Below are 20,465 nucleotides of genomic sequence, written 5' to 3'. Positions count from 1 at the left end.
TAGGATTTAGAACTGAGTAAAAAATAAAGCTTCTTTAGAGTTCGTTGTGTGAACTCGGGACAGATTTTGAACACGTGTATATCACACTGTTCGTTTTTCGATTATATAACAGATAAAGCGCTCCCCCGACGTGTGAGGACCAGCGAAGCTTGAGGAGACTGCTCCCAAAGCCTGCCCGCTTAGTGACCTTTCCACGTTATGCGGTTGAGCGCAGAGAGAATTTACAATATGAAAAGAATGTTGTTTAACGCAACTCAACCCGAAGAGTTGCGTGTAGCGCTTGTTGACGGCCAGAAATTATACGATTTGGATATAGAGGCCGCTGGTCGGGAACAAAAAAAAGCCAATATTTACAAAGCCAAAATCACACGCATTGAACCCAGTCTGGAAGCTGCGTTTGTGGATTATGGGGCTCAACGGCATGGATTTTTGCCCCTGAAAGAAATTTCCCGCATCTATTTTAAACCCGGCACAGACACTTCCTCAGGAAAAATCAACATAAAAGAAGCCCTATCAGAGGGCCAGGAAATAATCGTCCAAGTTGAAAAAGAGGAGCGTGGCAACAAAGGTGCTGCTCTCACCACCTTTATCAGTCTGGCAGGTCGATATTTGGTCCTTATGCCTAACAACCCTAGAGCCGGCGGGGTTTCACGACGAATTTCCGGCGACGATCGCAACGACATACGCGATGTCATGGCAGCGTTGAACGTACCCGATGACATGGGCCTGATTGTACGCACAGCCGGTGTGGGCAAAAGTGTAGCCGAATTACAATGGGACTTGAATTATCTCATTGATCTGTGGAAAGCCATCGAAACAGCAACCCAAGAACGCACCGCGCCGTTTCTGATTTATCAAGAAAGCAATGTCATCATTCGGGCCATCCGAGACTACTTGCGTACCGATATCAGTGAAATTTTAATAGACCACAAGCCCACTTTTGACAAAGCCCGGGAATTTATGCAGTTGGTTATGCCGCATAATCTGCATAAGGTTAAGTTCTACGAAGACAAAGTCCCTTTATTTACCCGGTATCAAATCGAATCACAAATTGAAACCGCATTCGGGCGTGAAGTTCGCCTGCCCTCAGGGGGCGCCATCGTCATTGACCACACGGAAGCCTTAATATCCATCGATATCAACTCGGCCAAGGCAACCAAGGGAGGTGATATTGAGGAAACTGCAACGAACACCAATCTGGAAGCGGCTGACGAAATCGCACGTCAGTTACGCCTGCGTGATTTAGGCGGTTTGATCGTCATTGATTTCATCGATATGTTGGCGCAACGAAATCAACGCGAAGTGGAAAATCGTTTGCGTGAAGCCCTGAAGATGGACCGAGCCAGAGTACAAATCGGACGTATCTCCCGTTTCGGACTATTGGAAATGTCACGCCAGCGACTACGACCTTCTTTGGGCGAGTCCAGCCAGATCATTTGTCCTCGCTGCGAAGGCCAAGGCACTATTCGCGGCACAGAATCCATGGCCTTGTCCGTACTTCGACTGCTGGAAGAGGACGCAATGAAAGAGCAAACTGCGAAAATCGTTGCGCACCTTCCAGTCAATGTCGCCACCTATGTATTAAATGAAAAGCGCTTGGCAGTTACAGAAATTGAAAGCCGACAAAAGGTTCAAATTGTCATTGTTCCAAACCCGTCTTTCGAAAGCCCTCACTATGAATTTCAACGAATCCGCACTGCAGAGTCGGACCAAGCCGGCGCAACTGCCTCCAGTTATACCTTAACCACTGAACGGGAAGAAAGCCGTGAAATTATTACGGACACTACCCGTTACACCTCGGAAGAACCGGCAGTGAAAGAAGTGGTGCCTCAACAGCCGGCACCGCAACAAAAATCTTCCGGTGGGTTGTTAAAAAGACTGTGGTCCAATCTGTTTGGCTCAGAGCCGGAACCCAGTCGCAGCACAGCTCCTGAAAGCAGGACACCCCCGCGGAAGAAAACCAGTCGCAGTAGTAGCAGTAGTCCCCGGCAGGAACGTCAGGACAGAGGCCAAAGCGGACGTAAACGACAGCAAAAACGGCCGGAACAAACCAAACGCAGCGACAATAAAGGGCAAGGCCAAAGCCAGAGCCGGCCTCAGAAAAGCGAAAAACCGCAACCTGAAGCACAGGAAGCCGCAAGCAAACCGGCCCCAGAGACAGCGACAACGAATACCCAGGCAGATGCGGGACAATCCGCTCAAAAAAGCAGCGGTCGGCGCGGTAGACGCGGCGGTAGACGGCGTCGTAAAGACTCAGCGGATACAGGCAACAAAAGCAAAACAACCAGTGGCGACAGCGACACCGGAGAGAACACCGGTCAGAGCAACATTAGTCAAAGCAACGCTGAACAAAACAACAGCAATGCCGGCGCAAATCAGGAATCTTCTGCGCCACGAACGCAGACGGTGGATTCCAGTCGCTCAGCAGAACGAAACCCCGCCGGTGGCGAGGGCTCGCGCGCCCAGCCTGATACGGTTAGCGAAACCCAAAACACGGTGGCAACCGCTCCAGTCCAACACGCAGCCGCCCAACCCGGTGGAAGCGACGCGCCACGGCCGATGGAAACAAAAACTGCTGAAGCCACAGCCGTAAAATCAGAGTCTGCGCCGAAACATGAGACTGCGCCTCAATCTCGCGTTGAAACCGCACCACAATCAGCCAATACCCCAACGGCGACAGCAGAGACTGCATCGACACAGGCGACAAGAAAACCCTGGGAGCATCCTTCGCCATCCGCCAAAGAACACAAACCATCCAGCCCCGAACAACCCAATGCGGCTGAGCCTAAAACTGAGACTTCCGCTCAGTTGACGGCATCCAAGCCTCATGAGAGTAACAAACACAACCCAGGCTCTAACACGAGTTCTGACCTAGGCTCTGCCGGATGGAACAAGCCTGACGCCGGCACCGCACATGCGGAATCTAAAACGGGCTTTAGCGAAACGGCCTCTGCCACAGCGGAACGCCCGGCTTACACCGGTAATGACATGCCCGTGCCATCGAAATCGGATCCTGCGCCGAACCAGAGTCAGAGAAACGCTGAAAACTCGTCAACACAGGCGCAAGCTCCGGTTGCCATTCCGACTTACAATACAGATAGGGATAAACCAGCGGCTGCACATCAAGGCAAATCCCCGGATGGAGAAAAAAAGTCCGAATCTGACGTTAGCAATAGCGACAAACCACAGGATAATTATAAACCGTGATGCCCGAGTGCACATGACATTCATCCTGCGGGAACAGTGACTGTGATTACCGAGATCCAACGCTATAAAATTAAAGGTCAAATCGGCCAGGGCGCCATGGCCGATGTGTATGAAGCCTATGACCCTCGAATCGACCGGCAACTGGCCCTGAAGGTATTGCGTGAGGAACATCGGGTTGATGGTGAATACATGGTCCGTTTTCTACGTGAGGCCAAAGCCGTTGGCAATCTGACCCACCCCAATATTGTCACAGTCTATGATGTTGATGAATTCAACAATCGCCCGTTCATTGTTATGGAGTTTCTTGAAGGTACTCCCCTCAATGAGATTATTAAACGCGGAACCCGATTGGGAATTGACAACATTTTAGAAATCACGTTCCAGTTAGCGTCTGCGCTGCACTATGCCCACGAAAAAGGTATCGTCCACCGTGACGTTAAACCCAGCAATATTATTTGTGCAGACAGTTTGAACAGCGCCAAAATCACTGATTTTGGTATCGCCCATATTGATGACTCAGACCTCACCCACCAAACCCGGGTGGGTGACGTCATTGGGACCCCTCAGTACATGTCTCCGGAACAAGTCTCCGGCACCATAGTGGATCGTCGCTCAGATTTATTTTCATTAGGAGTTATTTTGTATCAGCTGTTAACCGGTGAAAGGCCGTTTACCGGTGACTCCATAACCTCTTTGATGTATCAAATTACCCACGTCGACCCCAAACCGATCCAAAGCCTTAACCCCGAGGTCCCCCCCGCGCTCGCCGGAATCGTCGAAAGACTGCTGAACAAAAACCCACAACAGAGGTTTCAAACCGGCAAAGATCTCATGGACGCTATTCGCACCGTCAAGAATTTATCCCGTGACACACCCGCTCAAGGCAGCCAACACCGCTTCCCTATCCCGTTAAAGTGGAGCGCATTTATGGCAGTGATTTTTTCCATCTCCATGGTTGCCACCATCAGTCTGGTCATGCAAAAGCAATTTCAAGCGATGACCAATCAAATGCTTGAATACGGAGATTCCATCGTGAAATTTGTGGCCGCGGAAAGTGCGGTTCAGGTTCTGAGTGAGGACTGGATATCCATCGAATTGTTTGTCAGGGAAGCCCGCAATCAACAAGATTTTGATTATCTAACCATTGTGGATCATAAAGGTATTGTCAGAGGTTCCTCTGTCACAAAAGATGTAGGGAAAAGCTACACACCAAGAAGTAATGACCAATCCGACTACAATATGAACATTGTGGATTTCATGCAGAACATTTTTTCCAGCGAAATAAAGGTTACAAACTTTGAAGCACCAATCATGTTTCAGAACAAAAAAATTGGCAGCGTGTATTTGGGTATTGAACAAAAATCCGTGCAGAAAATCACCGAACTGACCCTGTACATGATGACGGTATTGCTCATCATCAATCTTTTGGTCGTATCGGTGTTCTCCTATATTCTAGGAAAATATTTTTCCGCGTCGCTGTCAACATTGAACGCTGCCATGAACGATATAAAGCAGGGAAAAACCCACAGCCGCATAGAAGTGACACGAAAGGACGAAGTTGGCGACCTGTATATGTCTTTTAACGATATGGCAGATCAACTGCAAAGAAAAGCTGTGAAATCAAAAGCACAACGCACAAACCAACCATTTTCGCCGGACCCCTCTCAGGAAAGCACCAAACTCGGAAGCAAGTTCACACTGGAGTAAAGCTAAGGTTACAACTGCTTCAATCGTTTTTGAAGCACCTTGGCTTTTTCAACATAAACCCTGGCCATGGCATGGGCAGGATCCATCTCAAGAATTTCATCCCAAATTTTAATGGCTTGTTTCAATTCTTGTTTCATGTAGTGTTCCATGGCGCGCTTATGATATTCCTTTACCACGCTCCCCTTAATAGATGTTAAGCGCTTTTTCGCGAGGAGGTGTTTAGGATTCAGCTCGATGGCTTTACTGAATACTTCATAGGCTTCCACTTCGTTTCCCGCACTTAACTCTGACAAGCCTATTTTAAACAACTTTTCCGCTTCCCGTCTTGACTGCACCAGTACCAGTTGCTTTTTTAAGCGACGACTTTCCGGGCGACTGCTCAAAGCGGACTCCAGCAGTGCTTGCGCTTCTAACAAACTCAGCCTTGCAATCAGTTCAGAACTGTAAGTGATATATGCATTGTCCAGCATATCTTCCACTTCAGAAGACGGATTCTTCACACTACTGAGAATATCAATTGCACTCAAATATTTTTCTTCGGCCATTAATGATTTCGCTTCATCCACAATGAGACGTTGCGACTTCGTCAGAGTTTGTATTTGTTCAATAGATTGCTCCGCAATATCTGAATCAGGACTGATTTTAGGTTTGGTTCCCGGCACTTTCAATATCATACCGGGGTTTACCGAGATTTTACCGCTAAAATCATTATACTTGGCTAACATGTAGAACATTAGATGGCTACCCAAATATTGCTCAGCCAGTGAAGCAAGGGTTTCCCCGGCGCGAACTTTATGTTCAAAGTAAGAAGATTGTTGAAAATATTCAGATGGTGTTTGATCAATCTGCTGTAACAAAATTTGCGCATCCGCATAGTCAGGTCTTTTATCCAGCGCGGTGGATAATTCCAAACGGGCTCTATGTTCGTTTCCTGATTTTAATTTCTCAATTGCACGTTTCACATGACGTTCCACGCTGGCCTCTGATGACATAATAGGAGCCACGTCCACGGAGATTTTGGATTTTTGCTTTTCCATAGACTTTCTTGGAACCATGGGAGGTTGCAACTGAACATTGGGTGTTGCCGCTGAGGTTTGTATCTGAGCGTTGGATTCCATTCTTTCCAAGATGCGCTTTTTTCCAGAGTGACTGATGGTTTCAATTACCACACTGCCTTGGGAATCCTGTTGGGCTACAGAGCTGTCTTTGGGCAACACCACGGTGACGGGTGGCGAGGTTGACGCAGCGGTGAGGGATTCCGCTCCTGAGTTCGATGGAACTACAGATTCCTCATCCCGTTGCAAGGCATCCAATTGGGCCTGCGCTATGGTTTTGACTCGTGAAGAATTGCTTATATCCACCGGCAATGGCATGGTTCCGCATGCCGCCAGGAAAATCGTCACAAAGATAAAAAAAGGTATTCGCATAGTTAAAATCGTATGTGCATCCCTAAACTGTAAAATACGATGTTTCGATCAATCTGAGTGGCTTCCAGTTCCATGGTAAGGTGCTCGAACAAGTACGCCCCTGCACCCAAGCCACCCGCAAAACCAATTGAATCATCACTTGAGGTTTGATCGCGGTCACTGGATCGTTCCACCGTCTCAAATAAAACGCCCACTTTGCCCTTGGCATAGACGGAACCCCATAAAATTTTTCTCACTGCCGCATAAGCGGCCAAGGTCCGCACCTGGTACTCACCCTTTTCGGTGACATTTCCCAGCGCATCTTCCTTAGTATACGTACCACCGCTTAAACTGCTGTTCAATTCAGCTTCCAAACTAAAGTGTTTGGTAATTCCATAACCATACATTAAACCAATGGAATTCAAGTTTGTTGCCTTATTGATATCAATAACCATTTGCCCTAGTTTGGGTAAATAATATTGATCGCCGCTTTGTGCCATCGACGCAAACGGCAGTATGGTTCCCACCAGAGCAAGCAGATAGTTAAGCAAAATTCGCATTATTTCCGAGCTTTCCTTTACATGATATTATTTATATCCAACAAAGATTGTCTATGTAATCTTTATCACAAAAAATGTTATTATTACCTTTTAAGCTAGACCCAGTCTAAACCCATAGCGAAATCCCCAGAGCCCCAGCAAAGGCACCGATATTGGCGATAAATCTCTACATATGGATCAATGGAGGTTTTATTCACGTATATCTGGGAGAACTAATTCAGATAATCCCTGGCATTTGTTTACAAGCCAAATGATACGGCAAAAACCAAAATCAGGTCAAAAAAATCCTCAAACGTGAATATTGCTGTATTTATTCCCAAGAAAAACACATAGAATATTTTGTTACGATAAGATAATTCCTCCGGTGTTCTATATACGTTTTTCACACAATTATGAACTTTAATATAGACAGATATGAAATACTAGGCGAACTGGGCCGTGGCGCAATGGCCACGGTTTTTAAAGCCTTCGATCCGCGGATTAAGCGGGAGTTGGCCATAAAAATCTTACGCCCGGAGCATTGTGTGAATCCGGATTTTCGCAATCGTTTTCTCCGTGAAACACAAGCGGTAGGAAAACTTAACCACCCCAATATCGTCAAAATCTACGATGTGGGCGAAACCAATGGTCAACCTTATATTGCCATGGAATTGCTTTCCGGCCGGTTTCTGGACAAGGCCGCAGAGAATAAACGTTTCAGCGTCAATGAAACTATTAGAATCGGCACCCAACTGGCAGCCGCACTGGAAAGGGCTCACAGCTTTGGTGTTATACACCGAGACATAAAACCGGCCAACATCGCCTGGTCTGAAAAAACGCAACAAGCTATTTTGACGGATTTTGGTATCGCCCGAATTGAAAACCTGGAAATTACTCGCTCCACCTTGCAGGGACAAGTTTTGGGAACACCCAAATATATGTCGCCTGAGCAAATATTAGGCAAGTCTTTGGATGCCCGTACAGACTTGTTCTCTTTGGGAGTGGTTCTGTACCAATTACTCACCGGTCACAAGCCATTTGGCGGTGATACCCTCGCCGCACTCACCTACCAAATAGCGCATCAGAACCCGGAACCCTTAGAACATACCGTGCGAAATATACCGGCACATTTAAACAGCATCATAAACAAATTATTGAGCAAAGAACCGGAACAACGATTTCAATCAGCCACCGAATTACTGCAGGCATTTCAACAGTCGGAAACAACATCAGCCGGAAAGAACCAACAGCATAACTGGCTGCCCATGGGGTTGGCGGTTACCGCCGTAGCCATGATTGTACTGGGCCTAATCAAACATTTTCCCTCAAACAACATTGAACCGCCCACGCAAATCGAAACAACATCCATACCGGCAATTCCCAAGCAAGGGATCACGCCCAATGCGGCTAAAATTGACAGAAATAAGATAGTAAGCGGATCCAATCTGGATGAACAAATTCAGGAGAAAATCGCTTATAACCTGTTGCAATTCGAGTGCGCCTCTTTAAGCAGTCAAGCCGATGCCAATAATGCTCTATTGGTCAAAGGCCATATTTCACATGAAGAGGATTTGCTCGCATTAATGGATATGATGGATACGGTTCCCGGCATTAGCAATGTTACCTATGATATTAAGTCACTCAGCTGGCCCTTTTGCGAAGTGGCATCCATTCTTTCCACTGACCGACAAAGTAACGTTGTGAGTAATCGCGGTTTACACGTGGAAACCCGTGCCAACAGTTCCAGTTTTTCTGAAGGCAACCCGGTGGATTTGGAACTATTTACCCCGGATTTTGAATCTTACGTCTATGTTGACTATTTTCGTTCTGACGGCAGCGTGGTGCACCTTTACCCTACAGACAATCGGCCGGCAAAACATGCACCGTTAAAAAGTATCAGTATCACATCCAACGCCAAGCAGTGGAAAGTTCAAAAGCCTTTTGGCGAAAACCAAATTGTGGTCATGGCGACCAATGAACCGCTCATTGGTGAACGCCCAACGAAAGAAAATGCCCAGGACTATTTGTCGCTATTGCACAAGCAAATTGTGACCCAGCAAAAGCATTTAACGGCAAAATACTTAATGGTCACTACTGTACCCAAACATTAATATGTTCATGTTTACGAGGTTTAATATGCACTTAACAAACCCAACATTCTTACCTGTCACCGGTCGGTGGCCTGTCGTGGCGATTTTGGCACTGCTATCTGCTTGCGGTTCAGATGAACTGGTACTCCTGAAAACGGACGGAACCGAACAAGATGCAGACAAATTGATGATTGTGGATTGCCTGCTGCCCGGGCAAATCAAACGCCTGGGTGTAGGGTCCACTTATGTCACCCCCCGCCGCCCCGCCAAACTGACGGCACTGGACTGCGAAAACCGCGGTGGTGAGTACGTAGCCTATGAACAAGCCAACAGTGCCAGCGCTTTAAAAGTATGGCTACCCAGTGCCCAGGAAGGCAATATGGTCGCCCAAACCTATGTGGGTGAAATCTACGAAAAAGGATTTGGCATTGAAAGCGATTATAAAACAGCGGCCGCTTGGTATAAAAAAGCCGCCGATCAAGGTTATGCCCGCGCTAAACTGAACCTGGGTTATCTTTATGAAAAAGGTCTGGGGGTAACACAAGATGTAAAATTTGCCTTGGAGCTATATCGTCAAGCTTCCGGTCTCAGCGATACTGATATGCAGTTTGAATCCACCATCGCCTCTGAAACCATCAAGGCTACCATAGGTGACATTGTTAACTTGAAAACGGGCTTAAACAAAGAGCAGGAACAACTGGCCGCACAGTCTGAAGATTTACAGGAACAACAACAAAGGCTGCAATCGGAAAAAGATAGACTGACGCAGGAAACACGTGACTTACGTCGCCAGAAACGCCTGTTGGCAAAACAAAAACGCCTTACGGATGCAGATAAACACAAGTTAAAAGCATTGGAATCCAAACTGGTGATTAAGGAGATGGAACTGAATCGACGCCTGGCACAAACGGATGAAGCCCCTCCACAGACGTCCGATATACCAAGCACCGCCGTCACGCCACTGCAATTAGCCAAAGTATCTATTGCAGGTCCCAGCATTCAACTGGTGAATCCACAGCTGGTGAGTATGCGTGGCATCTCCGTGGTCAATGTTCGCCCAGGAACCAAAACACGGGAAATTATCGGCAATATCAACGCACCGGCAGGTCTCAAAACCCTTTCCATTAATGACAAACAGCATCCTATCAGTGAAAAAGGCCTGTTTAAAGTCTTGCTACCTGTTAGTGCGGAACGCAAACCCATTAAAATCGTTGCTATTGACCGGCAAGGCAAGCGAGCCAAAATTGAATTTGATCTGGTGCAAAGTGATACACCACGGATGGTTAAAACCGGTTTTAATAAGAAGGAAACCCAGGAAGTTTCCGGCAACCTGGGTAACTTCCATGCTCTGGTCATCGGCAATAATAACTATACCCAATACCCCACACTGAAAACTGCCATAAACGATGCCAAAAGTGTGGCAGCTGTGCTTTCCAATAAATACGGTTTTCGAACCACGACACTGGTAAACGCCAATCGTTTTATGATCCTCGCGGCTTTAAACCGCTTGAGCAAGAAATTAACCGAAAAAGACAATTTATTGGTGTACTACGCCGGACACGGTGAACTGGCCAATAATGAGACTGCAGGGTTCTGGTTACCGGTGGACGCCGATCGCAGCAATAAACGCAAGTGGATACCCAACTCGGCCATTTCCGATGTCATCAGCTCTATGCCCGTGAAACGAGTCCTGGTCGTAGCGGATTCCTGTTACTCCGGTTCACTGACCCGGTCTTCACTGGCACAAATGGATGATAATGCTTCCAGCAGTGAACGTCTGACCTGGCTGCGTGCCATGGCTAAATCCAAAGCCAGACTTGCTTTAACCTCCGGCGGATTGAAACCGGTCAGCGATGAAGGCAGTAACAATCATTCTTTGTTTGCCAACGCTCTGCTGAATATACTGAACGACAATAACGACATACTGGAAGGACAACGGCTTTACAATCTTCTGTTTGCCAAAGTATCCATTGGCGCCGAAACACTCAATGTGAATCAAGAGCCGCTATATGCCCCAATTCGGCATGCCGGACACGAATCCGGGGAGTTTTTCTTTCTCCCCAAACAGAGCTGATGCGACGCTGAAACACCATCTTTGCATTGAGCACCGTGAACTCAGCCCAACCCCACAGAGTATTCACTCTGTGGGTTTTGCTCTTAAGCCTGAGCGCATGCGCCACTCCGGTGGAACGCTTGACCCAACTCAGCAAAAAGCTGGATTTGGATCGACACACTATACAAACCAAAGATTTTTTACAGGTTATTTATAGCAATAAACACACTTCCCTAAACTCCCGACATTTACATGTCTATCTCGAAGGCGACGGTTCCCCGTGGTTGGACCGGTTCACGGTAGCGGCTGATCCAACCCCAAGAAACCCGGTAGCCTTAAAGCTAATGGCCTTAGACACACAACCGGCGATCTACCTCAGTCGCCCCTGTTACGGAATAGAGAGGAAGCATCAACAGCCCAACGTGAATAGTAACTGTCAACCCCTGCTTTGGACCCATCAACGCTATTCCGCTACTGTAGTGGGCGGCATGGTTGCCGCTTTACGCATCTATCTGAACAAAAACCCTTACACCCATCTTAGTTTTATCGGCTACAGCGGCGGCGGTGTACTGGCCATGTTGTTGGCACCCCGATTTGAACAAACTCATACCGTGGTCACCATAGCCGCCAATTTGGATACGCAAAAGTGGACTCGCTTACATGAATTTTCCGAACTCAGCGGTTCCATAAATCCGGCCGGTCAAGAACCCTTGCGTCCTTCTATCCGTCAGGTTCACTTCATTGGCGGTCAAGATACCAATGTGCCTCAAGCCATTGTTACAGAATTTCTACAACAACAAAGCAACAGCAAAACGGTAGTGTTGCCTCACTTCGATCATGTGTGTTGTTGGGAACAGCAATGGCCGGAACTGTTACCACTATACGTGCTGCAGTAGTGACCGCTACTGTAGAAAAAGAAGAATTGGACTTAAGGTTTAAGGGCCAGGCATTACCCCGGGCACTTCCTTGTTGAGTTCTTGTTTTCGACTCACTTCGCTTCCCGTTAAGGCATAAGCCAATAATTTCCCCAACTCATCCCGAAACAAGGCAACGACACCATTTGCGTGAATGTCAATGTGCCAATGACCCTGGGATCCCGCGGGCAGGTTGGAAACCACCACAGCATGAGCGGGAGTTTTAACCACCACGGGCATGACGGGAAAACTCACTGCGGTAGGTGTTCCTGTCAGTGTTTTCGCCAACGCCCTGGCGCTGTGCATAATGGGAAGAATATAAGCCAGGGTCAAACCATTAATCTCAGCACAATCTCCCAATGCGTAGACATCGGGCACAGAGCTTTGCAATAGCGTATCCACCACGACACCTCGATTGGTTTCTATTCCGGCTTGCTGTGCCAATTGCACCCGCGGTGCTAAACCGATGGCCGATAACACCAGGTCCGCATCCAAATGACTGCCATCATTCATCCGCAATTGCAGTCTCTTAGCGTGTTTTTCAATAGACACTACTTTCAAACCGTTTTTCCATGCAATACCCTGCTCTTGTAACTTTTTCTGGAAAAACTCCCCGGCTTGCTCCGGCAACAAATTGGCTAAAGGAAATGCGGATGCGCCCACTACTGTCACTTTACGTCCTGTGGTAATAATATCGTTGGCAAACTCGCAACCGATCAAACCGGAACCAATTATTGCCACATGAGCACTGTCTTTAAGGCGTTTTTCAAACACCGCATAATCCTCTAGACTGTTCACAGACAATATCTCTTGCTTATCCCCTTCCAAGGGAAGTTGACGTTGCTCTGCGCCCAAAGCGATGACCAGTTGCGTATAACTCAATTGATTAATCGCACCGTCACGGGAATAAGCCACAGTTTTTGTTTCACTATCGATGCAGCGTACGTGGCAATGGGACAAAATTTCAGCCCCAATCTGCTCTGCCATTTTAGCCGCCGGTGTAGTAACCAAAGTCTCGCTGGTTTTGGATTGCGCCAAGGCATTCGATAACATAGGTTTGGAATAGAAATCACCCGAATCAGCGCTGATCAAGGTCATTGGGGTTTCGTTGTCCAGTTTACGGAATTCTCTGGCAAGGCTGTATGCCGCCATACCCGTACCAAGAATGATAAGTTTTCGCATTTTTATCCTCTGTTTACCTTAACCATTATAAAATCAATTAGTTTGGGAAATCCGGGCCAAATTTGCGGCTAAATTACGAGAATGCACGCAAATTTTCCAAAAATTTATGCTTTTGTATGGACCTCTAATGCTTATTTCATATATAGTTATCGGAACGTACAATTATAAACAGTTAGAACAAATCGTAGTCAGCCTATTTTGCAAATTCCACTTCATAAAATGGATACAACTTGCCGCTATTTATATTTGATACTGCGTATATCAAAGCAGGTGGGCTTAAAATATAAATTCGTGAAGCAGTTCCTCCAGAATTGAGAGCGTGGTCAACTATACTGATTTGATGCAGTTTTTGGAACTTAATGAATAATTGGAAAATTTAATGGCTGATTCACCACTACTTCGTTGGACTTCTTGCTCTTCCACCCACGTTGGCCATGTGCGGCAAATCAACGAGGACTCTTTCCTTGATCGCGCGGACATTAAACTGTGGGCTATCGCCGATGGCATGGGCGGTCATCACGCCGGTGATGTGGCCAGTAATAGTATCGTATCGGAATTGGACGCCATTACACCCCGTACCCGACTCAGCACCTATATCGACGAAATTGAGGACCGTTTAATCACGGTCAATCGACAGCTGCGAGACCTGGCAGCGCAGCACAAAGACAATCGCACCATAGGCAGCACCGTCATGGCCATGGTAGCGCTCGATGATCACTACGCCCTGCTGTGGGCCGGCGACAGTCGTGCTTATTTGTCTCGCAACGGTCATGTCTCCCGTCTCACCCGCGATCACAGTCAAGTAGAAGAACTGGTGGAAAGAGGCGTTATACTGCCGGAAGACGCTGAGTCTCATCCCGCCGCCAATATCATTACCCGGGCGGTTGGTGCATCGGACCAATTATTTGTTGATGTGGACGTAGATGAAGCCCAACCCGGCGACAAATTCTTACTCTGTAGTGATGGCCTGTATAAACACATTGCCGACGACGAACTGGTCGAACTCCTGCAAAACAACGATTTAGAAGATATTTGCAAAAGTCTCATCGAAACCACTCTGGCACGAGGAGCCACTGACAACGTTACGGTGGTAGTGGTGTCAGCTGAAGCGGCTAATGCTGACGAAGTTCAAGAGACTGAGCTCCCGGAAACAGACGCTGATCTAGAACGTACCGTGGATCTTGAAGCGGATGTTGTTGCTGAAGAAATTTCTGAAATCGCCGCAAAGGAAGCAGAAAACGATACCAGCAACGTAGACGCAGAGGCAATCACGAAGTCTGCCGAATCAGAAGCTGAGGTAGAATCCGATTCTGAGAAGCCTGAGCCCGCCGATAATGACAATGAGGAGAAACCCTCCCGATAGGCACTCTCCCCATAGTGGACCCCGGGTCACAATCACTCTTCTGTTAAGCCTCGCAAACCTTTATTCCGGCTTTACCAGTAACTCTTCTTAAAAAACAAAACGGTCTCAAAAAGACCGTTCTGTTCTATTGGCCGGGAGTTACATGCCACCCATTCCGCCCATACCCCCCATACCTCCACCCGCCGGTGGCGGTGGTGGCGGTGGTGGCGGCGGTGGCGGTGGCGGCGGAACGCCCGGCGGCGGTGGCGGTAAGCCTGGCGCCGGTGGTGGCGCCGGGGTTGCCGGACAATCGGCAATAGTGTTAACCCATGAGGTCGTCACGTGACAAGCAGAGCAATCCTGGCCCGCACCTATGGCGCAATGTCCCCCCGGCAAATTATGACAGGTATCACACCGATCCGTGGTCTGATCGTGCCGGAACGGCACAATCACCGGCACCCAGGCATTGGTGGTGTGACATGCCTCGCACAAATTGCTGGTGATGGGATGCGCAGCGGATTTACCCGTTGGACCGCTCACGCCATCATGGCAGCCCGCCTGGGCGCAAGCCTGGCCGGCGACCAAGGCATGATTGAATACCGCCCCAAGCCAAGTCGTGGTGGTGTGACAGGAATCGCAAGGTAAGGTAGTGGGTATATGCCCCGGACCCTTGCCTGTAGCAATTGTGTTGTTATGACAGCTTTCACAAGCCGCTGTGGTCTGGCTGTGATCGATGGGTTGCAACGTGGGCACCCACACATTGGTGGTGTGGCAACGATCACACAAATTACTGGTCAACGGGTGAGTGCCGGATTTAAAGGTAGGACCGCTGACTCCATCGTGGCAGCCGGACTGGGCACAAGGTTGGCCCGCAACCAGAGCATGGTTAAACGTCGCTCCGGCCCAAGTATTGGTAGTGTGACATGAATCGCAAGGCAAAGTGGTTGGAATATGCCCCGGGCCTTTACCGGTGGCAATGGTATTGTTGTGGCAATTGGCACAGGCGGCGGTGGTCTGACTGTGATCAATGGGCTGTAGTGTGGGTATCCAGACGTTGGTGGTATGACAACGATCGCACAAATTGCTGGTGACCGGATGATTCACGGATTTAAAGGTGGCACCACCGGCTCCGTCATGACAACCGGCTTGAGCGCAGGGTTGTCCCGTTACCAGAGAATGATTAAAAGTTGCATTTAACCAGGAACTGGTGTTGTGGCAGGAATCGCACGGCAATGTTGTAACAATATGTCCCGGACCTTTACCGGTAGCAATCACCGTATTGTGACAGTTTTCACAAGCCGCGGTAGTCTGACTGTGATCGATGGGCTGTAGTGTGGGTCGCCAGGCATTAGTAGTATGACAACGGTCACACAAATTGCTGGTGAGGGGATGGGTCACAGACTTAAAGGTAGGCCCACCGGCCCCATCATGACAACCGGACTGGGCACAAGCCTGCCCTGCCACCAAAGCATGATTGAACACAGCCCCTAACCAACTGCTGGTGTTATGACAGGAGTCACAGGGCAAGGTGGTAGGAATATGCGTCGGACCTTTACCCGTAGCAATCACAGAATTATGACAGTTTTCGCAGGCATCGGTGGTCTGGCTGTGGTCAATGGGTTGTAATGTGGGTCGCCAGGCGTTAGTGGTATGACAACGATCGCACAAATTACTGGTTACCGGATGGGTGACGGATTTTACCGTTCTTGGGCTTACACCATCGTGGCAACCGGATTGTGTACATGGTTGGCCAACTACAGTGCTGTGATCAAAAGCCGCTCCCAACCATGATGTTGTGGTATGACACACATCGCAAGCGGCGGTTGTTGCCACATGGCTTGGTCCTTTGCCCGTTGCAATTGTACCGTTGTGGCAGTTGGCACAGGCATCGTTTATCTGACTGTGATCAAATGGCAGGATAACCGGTAACCATGCGCCGTTACTGCTGTGGCAGGCTTCACAAGCCTCGGTGGTTAAGGGATGACTTGCCGGTTTATAGGTTGGCGTCCCGGTGCCGTCATGACAGCCGGATTGAGCACAGGGCTGACCGGCCACCAGACTGTGATCAAAGGCACCCAGCCAGGTCGTGGTGTTATGACAGGTATCACAAGGCGCAGTGGTCACGATGTGAGTGGGACCCTTCCCCGTAGCAATAGCATTGTTGTGGCAGTTGGCACAAGCATCCGTGGTCTGCGTATGATCAATGGGTATCAGAGTGGGAACCCAGGCGGTGTTATTATGACAAGACTGACACACATCGGAGGTCAAGGGATGTGTCGCGCTCTTAAATGGGCGAGCACTCACACCGTCATGACAACCCGCCGCATTACAGGCCGCGCTGGTCTGACTGTGATCGAACGGAGTCACCAAAGTCACAAAGTTGATATAAAGATGACACAGCTCGCAGGCATCCACACTGGTTGGATGACTGGCACCCTTGCCAATAGCAATAGTGTTGTTGTGACAGTTACCACAAGCGTCATTGGTCTGGCTGTGGTTAAACGGTAATAAGGTTGGTGACCAAGCAGTGTTTGTGTGGCACAGCTCACAGGTATCCGTAGTTAAGGGATGTGCAGCTCCTTTCCCGGCAGCAACACTGTTGCCGTCATGACAACCGGCGCTAAAACAGGCCGCTTGGGTTTCGCTGTGGCCAAACGGTAGCCGCAGGGGTATCCAGGCGGTATCCGTGTGGCAAGCCTGGCAATTATCACTGCTTTGCGGGTGGTTCGTGCTCTTACCACCGGCAAGACCCAGACCATCATGGCAGCCACTGCTGAAACAGGCTGCGGTGGTTTGGCTGTGGTTGAATGGAGTCAATAACAGGGTCCAACCACTGAACTGATGACACAGTTCACAGGCTTCGGTGGTGAGCGGATGGTTCAGGCTCTTACCCAAGCCAATGCCAGTGCCATCGTGACAGCCGGATTGTGCACAGGGTTGCCCCACCACCGTGCCATGATCAAATATGGAAACCAGAAAACTCAAGGTGCTGTGATGACAAATATCACATTCCGCTGTGGTGGGCACGTGAGCAGGATGTTTGCCCAAGGCAATGCTGCCGTTGTGACAGTTGCTGCATACATCAGCGGCTTGATCGTGTGCAAAGGGCAACACCAGAGGTAACCAGGCAGAACTGGTGTGACAAGCTTGACATAGATCACTGGTGAGCGGATGAGTAACGCTTTTATCGGCGCTGCTGTGACACCCGGCAGTAGCACAATCGGTAATTACGGCCTGATCGTGACGGAACGGCAAAATCAGTGGCAACCAGGCACTATTGGTGTGGCAGGTTTCGCAGGCGTCGGTGGTAGTCGGATGAGTGGCCGTTTTGCCGGTACCGCTGCTGTTACCGTCGTGACAACCGGCGCTGGCGCAAGCTGCACTGGTTTGACTGTGATCCATGGGAGTCAAAACCGGCACCCAGACAGTGGTACTGTGACAACTTTGGCATTGATCGGTGCTGGGAGGATGGGTGGCACTTTTACCGGTGACGCCGCTCAAACCATCGTGACAACCGCTGCCGGCACAGGCCTGCCCGGCCACCAACGTGTGGTCAAAAGTCACACTCAGCCAGCTGGTGGTGTTATGACACACGTCGCAGGCCAAAGTAGTGGGTATGTGATTGGGGCCTTTCCCTGTGGCAACGACGTTATTGTGGCAGTTGGCACAGGCGTCTGTGGTCTGACCGTGATCGATGGGGATTAAAGTAGGTGAAAAAGATCCGCCGGTACGGTGACACCGCTCACACAAATCACTGGTTAAGGGATGAGTCGCTGTCTTGCCTAAGCCGGTTCCTGTACCATCATGACAACCGGCACTGGCACAAGCCTGCCCTGCCACAGTACTGTGATCAAAAGCCGCAAACCAATTACTGGTATCAAAGTGGCATACTTCGCATTCCTCATTAGTAACTATATGAGTGGGACCTTTGCCGGTAGCCCTGATGCCGTCATGACAAAGCGAGCAACGGCTTGGCGCTTCGGTGTGATCAAACCCCGTTATGGGCAGCCAGGCTTGCGTATTGTGACAACTTTCGCAACGGTTACTGGTGGGGAGATGCTGAGCATCCATTCCAGTGGCCAAAATTCCATTGTGACATGAAAAACAGGGACGAACGCCCACCACACTATGATCAAAGACCGCAGCGGCGGATATGGCAAAACCCGTCGGTTCGTGACAGCTGTCGCAAGGTGCCGCGGTAACAATATGATCCACAGGCTGGCCGATGGCCAAACTGCCATCATGACAAGCAGAACATTGGGTCGGTAGTGCTTCGAAAATGGAATTGAAATGGCAATCTTCGCAAGCCAGCAAATCGTGCAGGCCCAACAATGGAAAGCCGGTTTGGGTATGATCAAAGTCCGTAGGATCTTTTAAAGGTGTGTCATCAGCCGCAGGCGCCGGTGCTGCGAGCAACTCACCCAGAAAAAAAAGAGACAGCAACAGGAAAACGCCACAACATGTGCGTTGTAGACCGCGTCTGCTACTCATGACCCGCCCTAGTGCTTGCATACGTCTACCACTACCGCCCCTGGTTTATTATTGTGGCAACCTATCCCCCGAACTTGCTAACCGAGTGGAAAAGCCTGCAACAGGTATTACGTACTCACACCATGTTGCTACTTATTCCAGATGGCTGATATCACTGACCCTGCTGTTTGTCGTTACTCTCATCCACTCAACAACTGGATCCGTATGACTTCTATCCCCCGTAATATCAGTACTCTGGAATAGCCGATAGGATTACTCGTGATTACATATTAATGTAATCAATGGTCCCATTGCAAATAGTTCACTACTTAAATAATGCGCAATCTATAACCATACACCCCAAAATCATGCACTTAACCACAATTGGTGATCACATACCCATACCACCCATGCCCCCCATGCCCATTCCTCCCATGGGCGGCGGTGGTGGTGGCGGCGGCGGTGGCGGTGGAACAGCCGGCGGCGGTGGCGGAATACCCGGTGGGGGTGGCGGCGGCGCCGGAGGGGCCGGGCAATCACCTATGGTGTTGGTCCACGGCGGTGTGGTCACATGGCAAACACTGCAATCATCCCCCGGCCCTATGGTGCAATGCCCTCCCGGCAAGGTATGACAGGTATCACACCGATCCGTGGTCTGATCGTGCCGGAACGGCACAATTACCGGCAGCCAGGCAGTGGTGGTATGACAGGCGTCGCATAAGTTACTGGTAATGGGATGGGTTGCAGGCTTGCCTGTGGGCCCACTGATACCGTCATGACACCCGGCCTGGGCACAGGCCTGACCGGCCACAAGAGCATGATTGAATACCGCACCTAACCATGTTGTGGTGGTGTGGCAGGCATCACAGGGCAAGGTGGTGGGTATATGCCCCGGTCCTTTGCCCGTGGCGATGCTGTTGTTATGGCAGTTCTCACAAGCATCGGTGGTCTGGCTGTGGTCGATGGGTTGCAATGTGGGCACCCACACATTGGTGCTGTGGCAACGATCGCAGAGGTTACTGGTAATGGGGTGAGTGGCGGATTTGAAGGTCCGACCACTGGTGCCATCGTGACAACCGGCCTGAGCACAGGCTTGCCCGGCCACCAGGGCATGGTTGAAGGTGGCCCCGGCCCAGGTGTTGGTACTATGGCAGGAATCGCACGCCAGGGTGGTGGGAATATGACCCGGGCCTTTACCTGTGGCAATGACGTTGTTGTGGCAGTTGGCGCACTGATCCGTGGTCTGGCTGTGGTCGATGGGTTGCAACGTGGGGGTCCAGACGTTGGTGGTATGACAACGATCGCACAGATTGCTGGTGATGGGGTGAGTGACAGACTTAAAGGTCAATCCACTGGCGCCATCGTGGCAACCGGCCTGAGCACAGGCTTGCCCGGCCACTAAGGCGTGATTGAACACGGCCCCTACCCAGGTGTTGGTGTTATGACAGGAGTCACACGCCAAGGTGGTGGGAATATGACCCGGGCCTTTACCTGTGGCAATGACGTTGTTATGGCAGTTGGCACACTGATCCGTGGTCTGACTGTGATCGATGGG

General features: G+C 49.6%; 11 protein-coding genes. 6 read left to right on the top strand and 5 right to left on the bottom strand.

The genetic code is table 11. The features are described 5' to 3' along the window. Positions 1 to 228: 228 nt before the first annotated feature. Together OEY58_18920 and OEY58_18915 are read left to right on the top strand one after the other, a co-directional pair. Complete coding sequence (locus OEY58_18920) at positions 229 to 3,207, top strand: Rne/Rng family ribonuclease (protein MDH5327529.1); 2,979 nt, start codon at positions 229 to 231, stop codon at positions 3,205 to 3,207. Positions 3,208 to 3,249: 42 nt separating this feature from the next. After that, positions 3,250 to 4,914 carry a protein kinase gene (locus tag OEY58_18915; GenBank protein MDH5327528.1) on the top strand — a complete coding sequence of 555 codons (1,665 nt, stop codon included), beginning with the start codon at positions 3,250 to 3,252 and terminating at the stop codon, positions 4,912 to 4,914. 8 nt (positions 4,915 to 4,922) lie between these two features. Here the strand turns inward: OEY58_18915 and OEY58_18910 are convergent, their stop codons facing one another. Further along, entirely contained in the window at positions 4,923 to 6,341 is a 1,419-nt protein-coding gene (locus OEY58_18910) for a hypothetical protein (protein MDH5327527.1), read from the bottom strand. 2 nt (positions 6,342 to 6,343) lie between these two features. Next, positions 6,344 to 6,880 (bottom strand): outer membrane beta-barrel protein, encoded by a 537-nt coding sequence (locus tag OEY58_18905; GenBank protein ID MDH5327526.1) that lies wholly within the window; start codon positions 6,878 to 6,880, stop codon positions 6,344 to 6,346. A gap of 392 nt (positions 6,881 to 7,272) precedes the next feature. Between OEY58_18905 and OEY58_18900 the strand changes: the two genes are divergently transcribed. From OEY58_18900 to OEY58_18890, 3 genes are read left to right on the top strand one after another with little or no spacing between them, the layout of a single operon-like run. Further along, on the top strand, positions 7,273 to 8,970 hold the full coding sequence (locus OEY58_18900) for a serine/threonine-protein kinase (GenBank protein MDH5327525.1): 1,698 nt from the start codon (positions 7,273 to 7,275) through the stop codon (positions 8,968 to 8,970). 25 nt (positions 8,971 to 8,995) lie between these two features. Beyond that, positions 8,996 to 11,023 carry a caspase family protein gene (locus OEY58_18895; protein MDH5327524.1) on the top strand — a complete coding sequence of 676 codons (2,028 nt, stop codon included), beginning with the start codon at positions 8,996 to 8,998 and terminating at the stop codon, positions 11,021 to 11,023. Positions 11,024 to 11,058: 35 nt separating this feature from the next. Next, positions 11,059 to 11,898 (top strand): hypothetical protein, encoded by an 840-nt coding sequence (locus OEY58_18890; protein MDH5327523.1) that lies wholly within the window; start codon positions 11,059 to 11,061, stop codon positions 11,896 to 11,898. A gap of 39 nt (positions 11,899 to 11,937) precedes the next feature. Here the strand turns inward: OEY58_18890 and OEY58_18885 are convergent, their stop codons facing one another. Further along, a complete protein-coding gene (locus OEY58_18885; GenBank protein ID MDH5327522.1) occupies positions 11,938 to 13,098 on the bottom strand; it encodes an FAD-dependent oxidoreductase in 1,161 nt (386 codons plus the stop codon). A 379-nt stretch (positions 13,099 to 13,477) separates the two neighbouring features. Here OEY58_18885 and OEY58_18880 point away from each other — a divergent pair, with 379 nt between their 5' ends. Beyond that, entirely contained in the window at positions 13,478 to 14,461 is a 984-nt protein-coding gene (locus OEY58_18880; GenBank protein ID MDH5327521.1) for a protein phosphatase 2C domain-containing protein, read from the top strand. A 138-nt stretch (positions 14,462 to 14,599) separates the two neighbouring features. Here OEY58_18880 and OEY58_18875 read toward each other — a convergent pair whose 3' ends face one another. Further along, complete coding sequence (locus OEY58_18875; GenBank protein ID MDH5327520.1) at positions 14,600 to 18,931, bottom strand: hypothetical protein; 4,332 nt, start codon at positions 18,929 to 18,931, stop codon at positions 14,600 to 14,602. Positions 18,932 to 19,301: 370 nt separating this feature from the next. After that, on the bottom strand, positions 19,302 to 20,465 hold a 1,164-nt coding region (locus tag OEY58_18870), incomplete at its 5' end, for a hypothetical protein (protein MDH5327519.1).

It is taken from the genome of Gammaproteobacteria bacterium (genome assembly GCA_029882975.1).
Classification (GTDB): domain Bacteria; phylum Pseudomonadota; class Gammaproteobacteria; order SZUA-152; family SZUA-152; genus JAJDNG01.
The sequence above is the reverse complement of the archived record's forward strand: the minus strand, read 5'-3'. Positions and strand labels throughout refer to the sequence as shown.

Coding starts and splice junctions, on each gene's coding strand:
- OEY58_18920 (MDH5327529.1), top strand. CDS start 229: ATGAAAAGAATGTTGTTTAACGCAACTCAACCCGAAGAGTTGCGTGTA.
- OEY58_18910 (MDH5327527.1), bottom strand. CDS start 6,341: ATGCGAATACCTTTTTTTATCTTTGTGACGATTTTCCTGGCGGCATGC.
- OEY58_18905 (MDH5327526.1), bottom strand. CDS start 6,880: ATGCGAATTTTGCTTAACTATCTGCTTGCTCTGGTGGGAACCATACTG.
- OEY58_18900 (MDH5327525.1), top strand. CDS start 7,273: ATGAACTTTAATATAGACAGATATGAAATACTAGGCGAACTGGGCCGT.
- OEY58_18895 (MDH5327524.1), top strand. CDS start 8,996: ATGCACTTAACAAACCCAACATTCTTACCTGTCACCGGTCGGTGGCCT.
- OEY58_18885 (MDH5327522.1), bottom strand. CDS start 13,098: ATGCGAAAACTTATCATTCTTGGTACGGGTATGGCGGCATACAGCCTT.
- OEY58_18880 (MDH5327521.1), top strand. CDS start 13,478: ATGGCTGATTCACCACTACTTCGTTGGACTTCTTGCTCTTCCACCCAC.
- OEY58_18875 (MDH5327520.1), bottom strand. CDS start 18,931: ATGAGTAGCAGACGCGGTCTACAACGCACATGTTGTGGCGTTTTCCTG.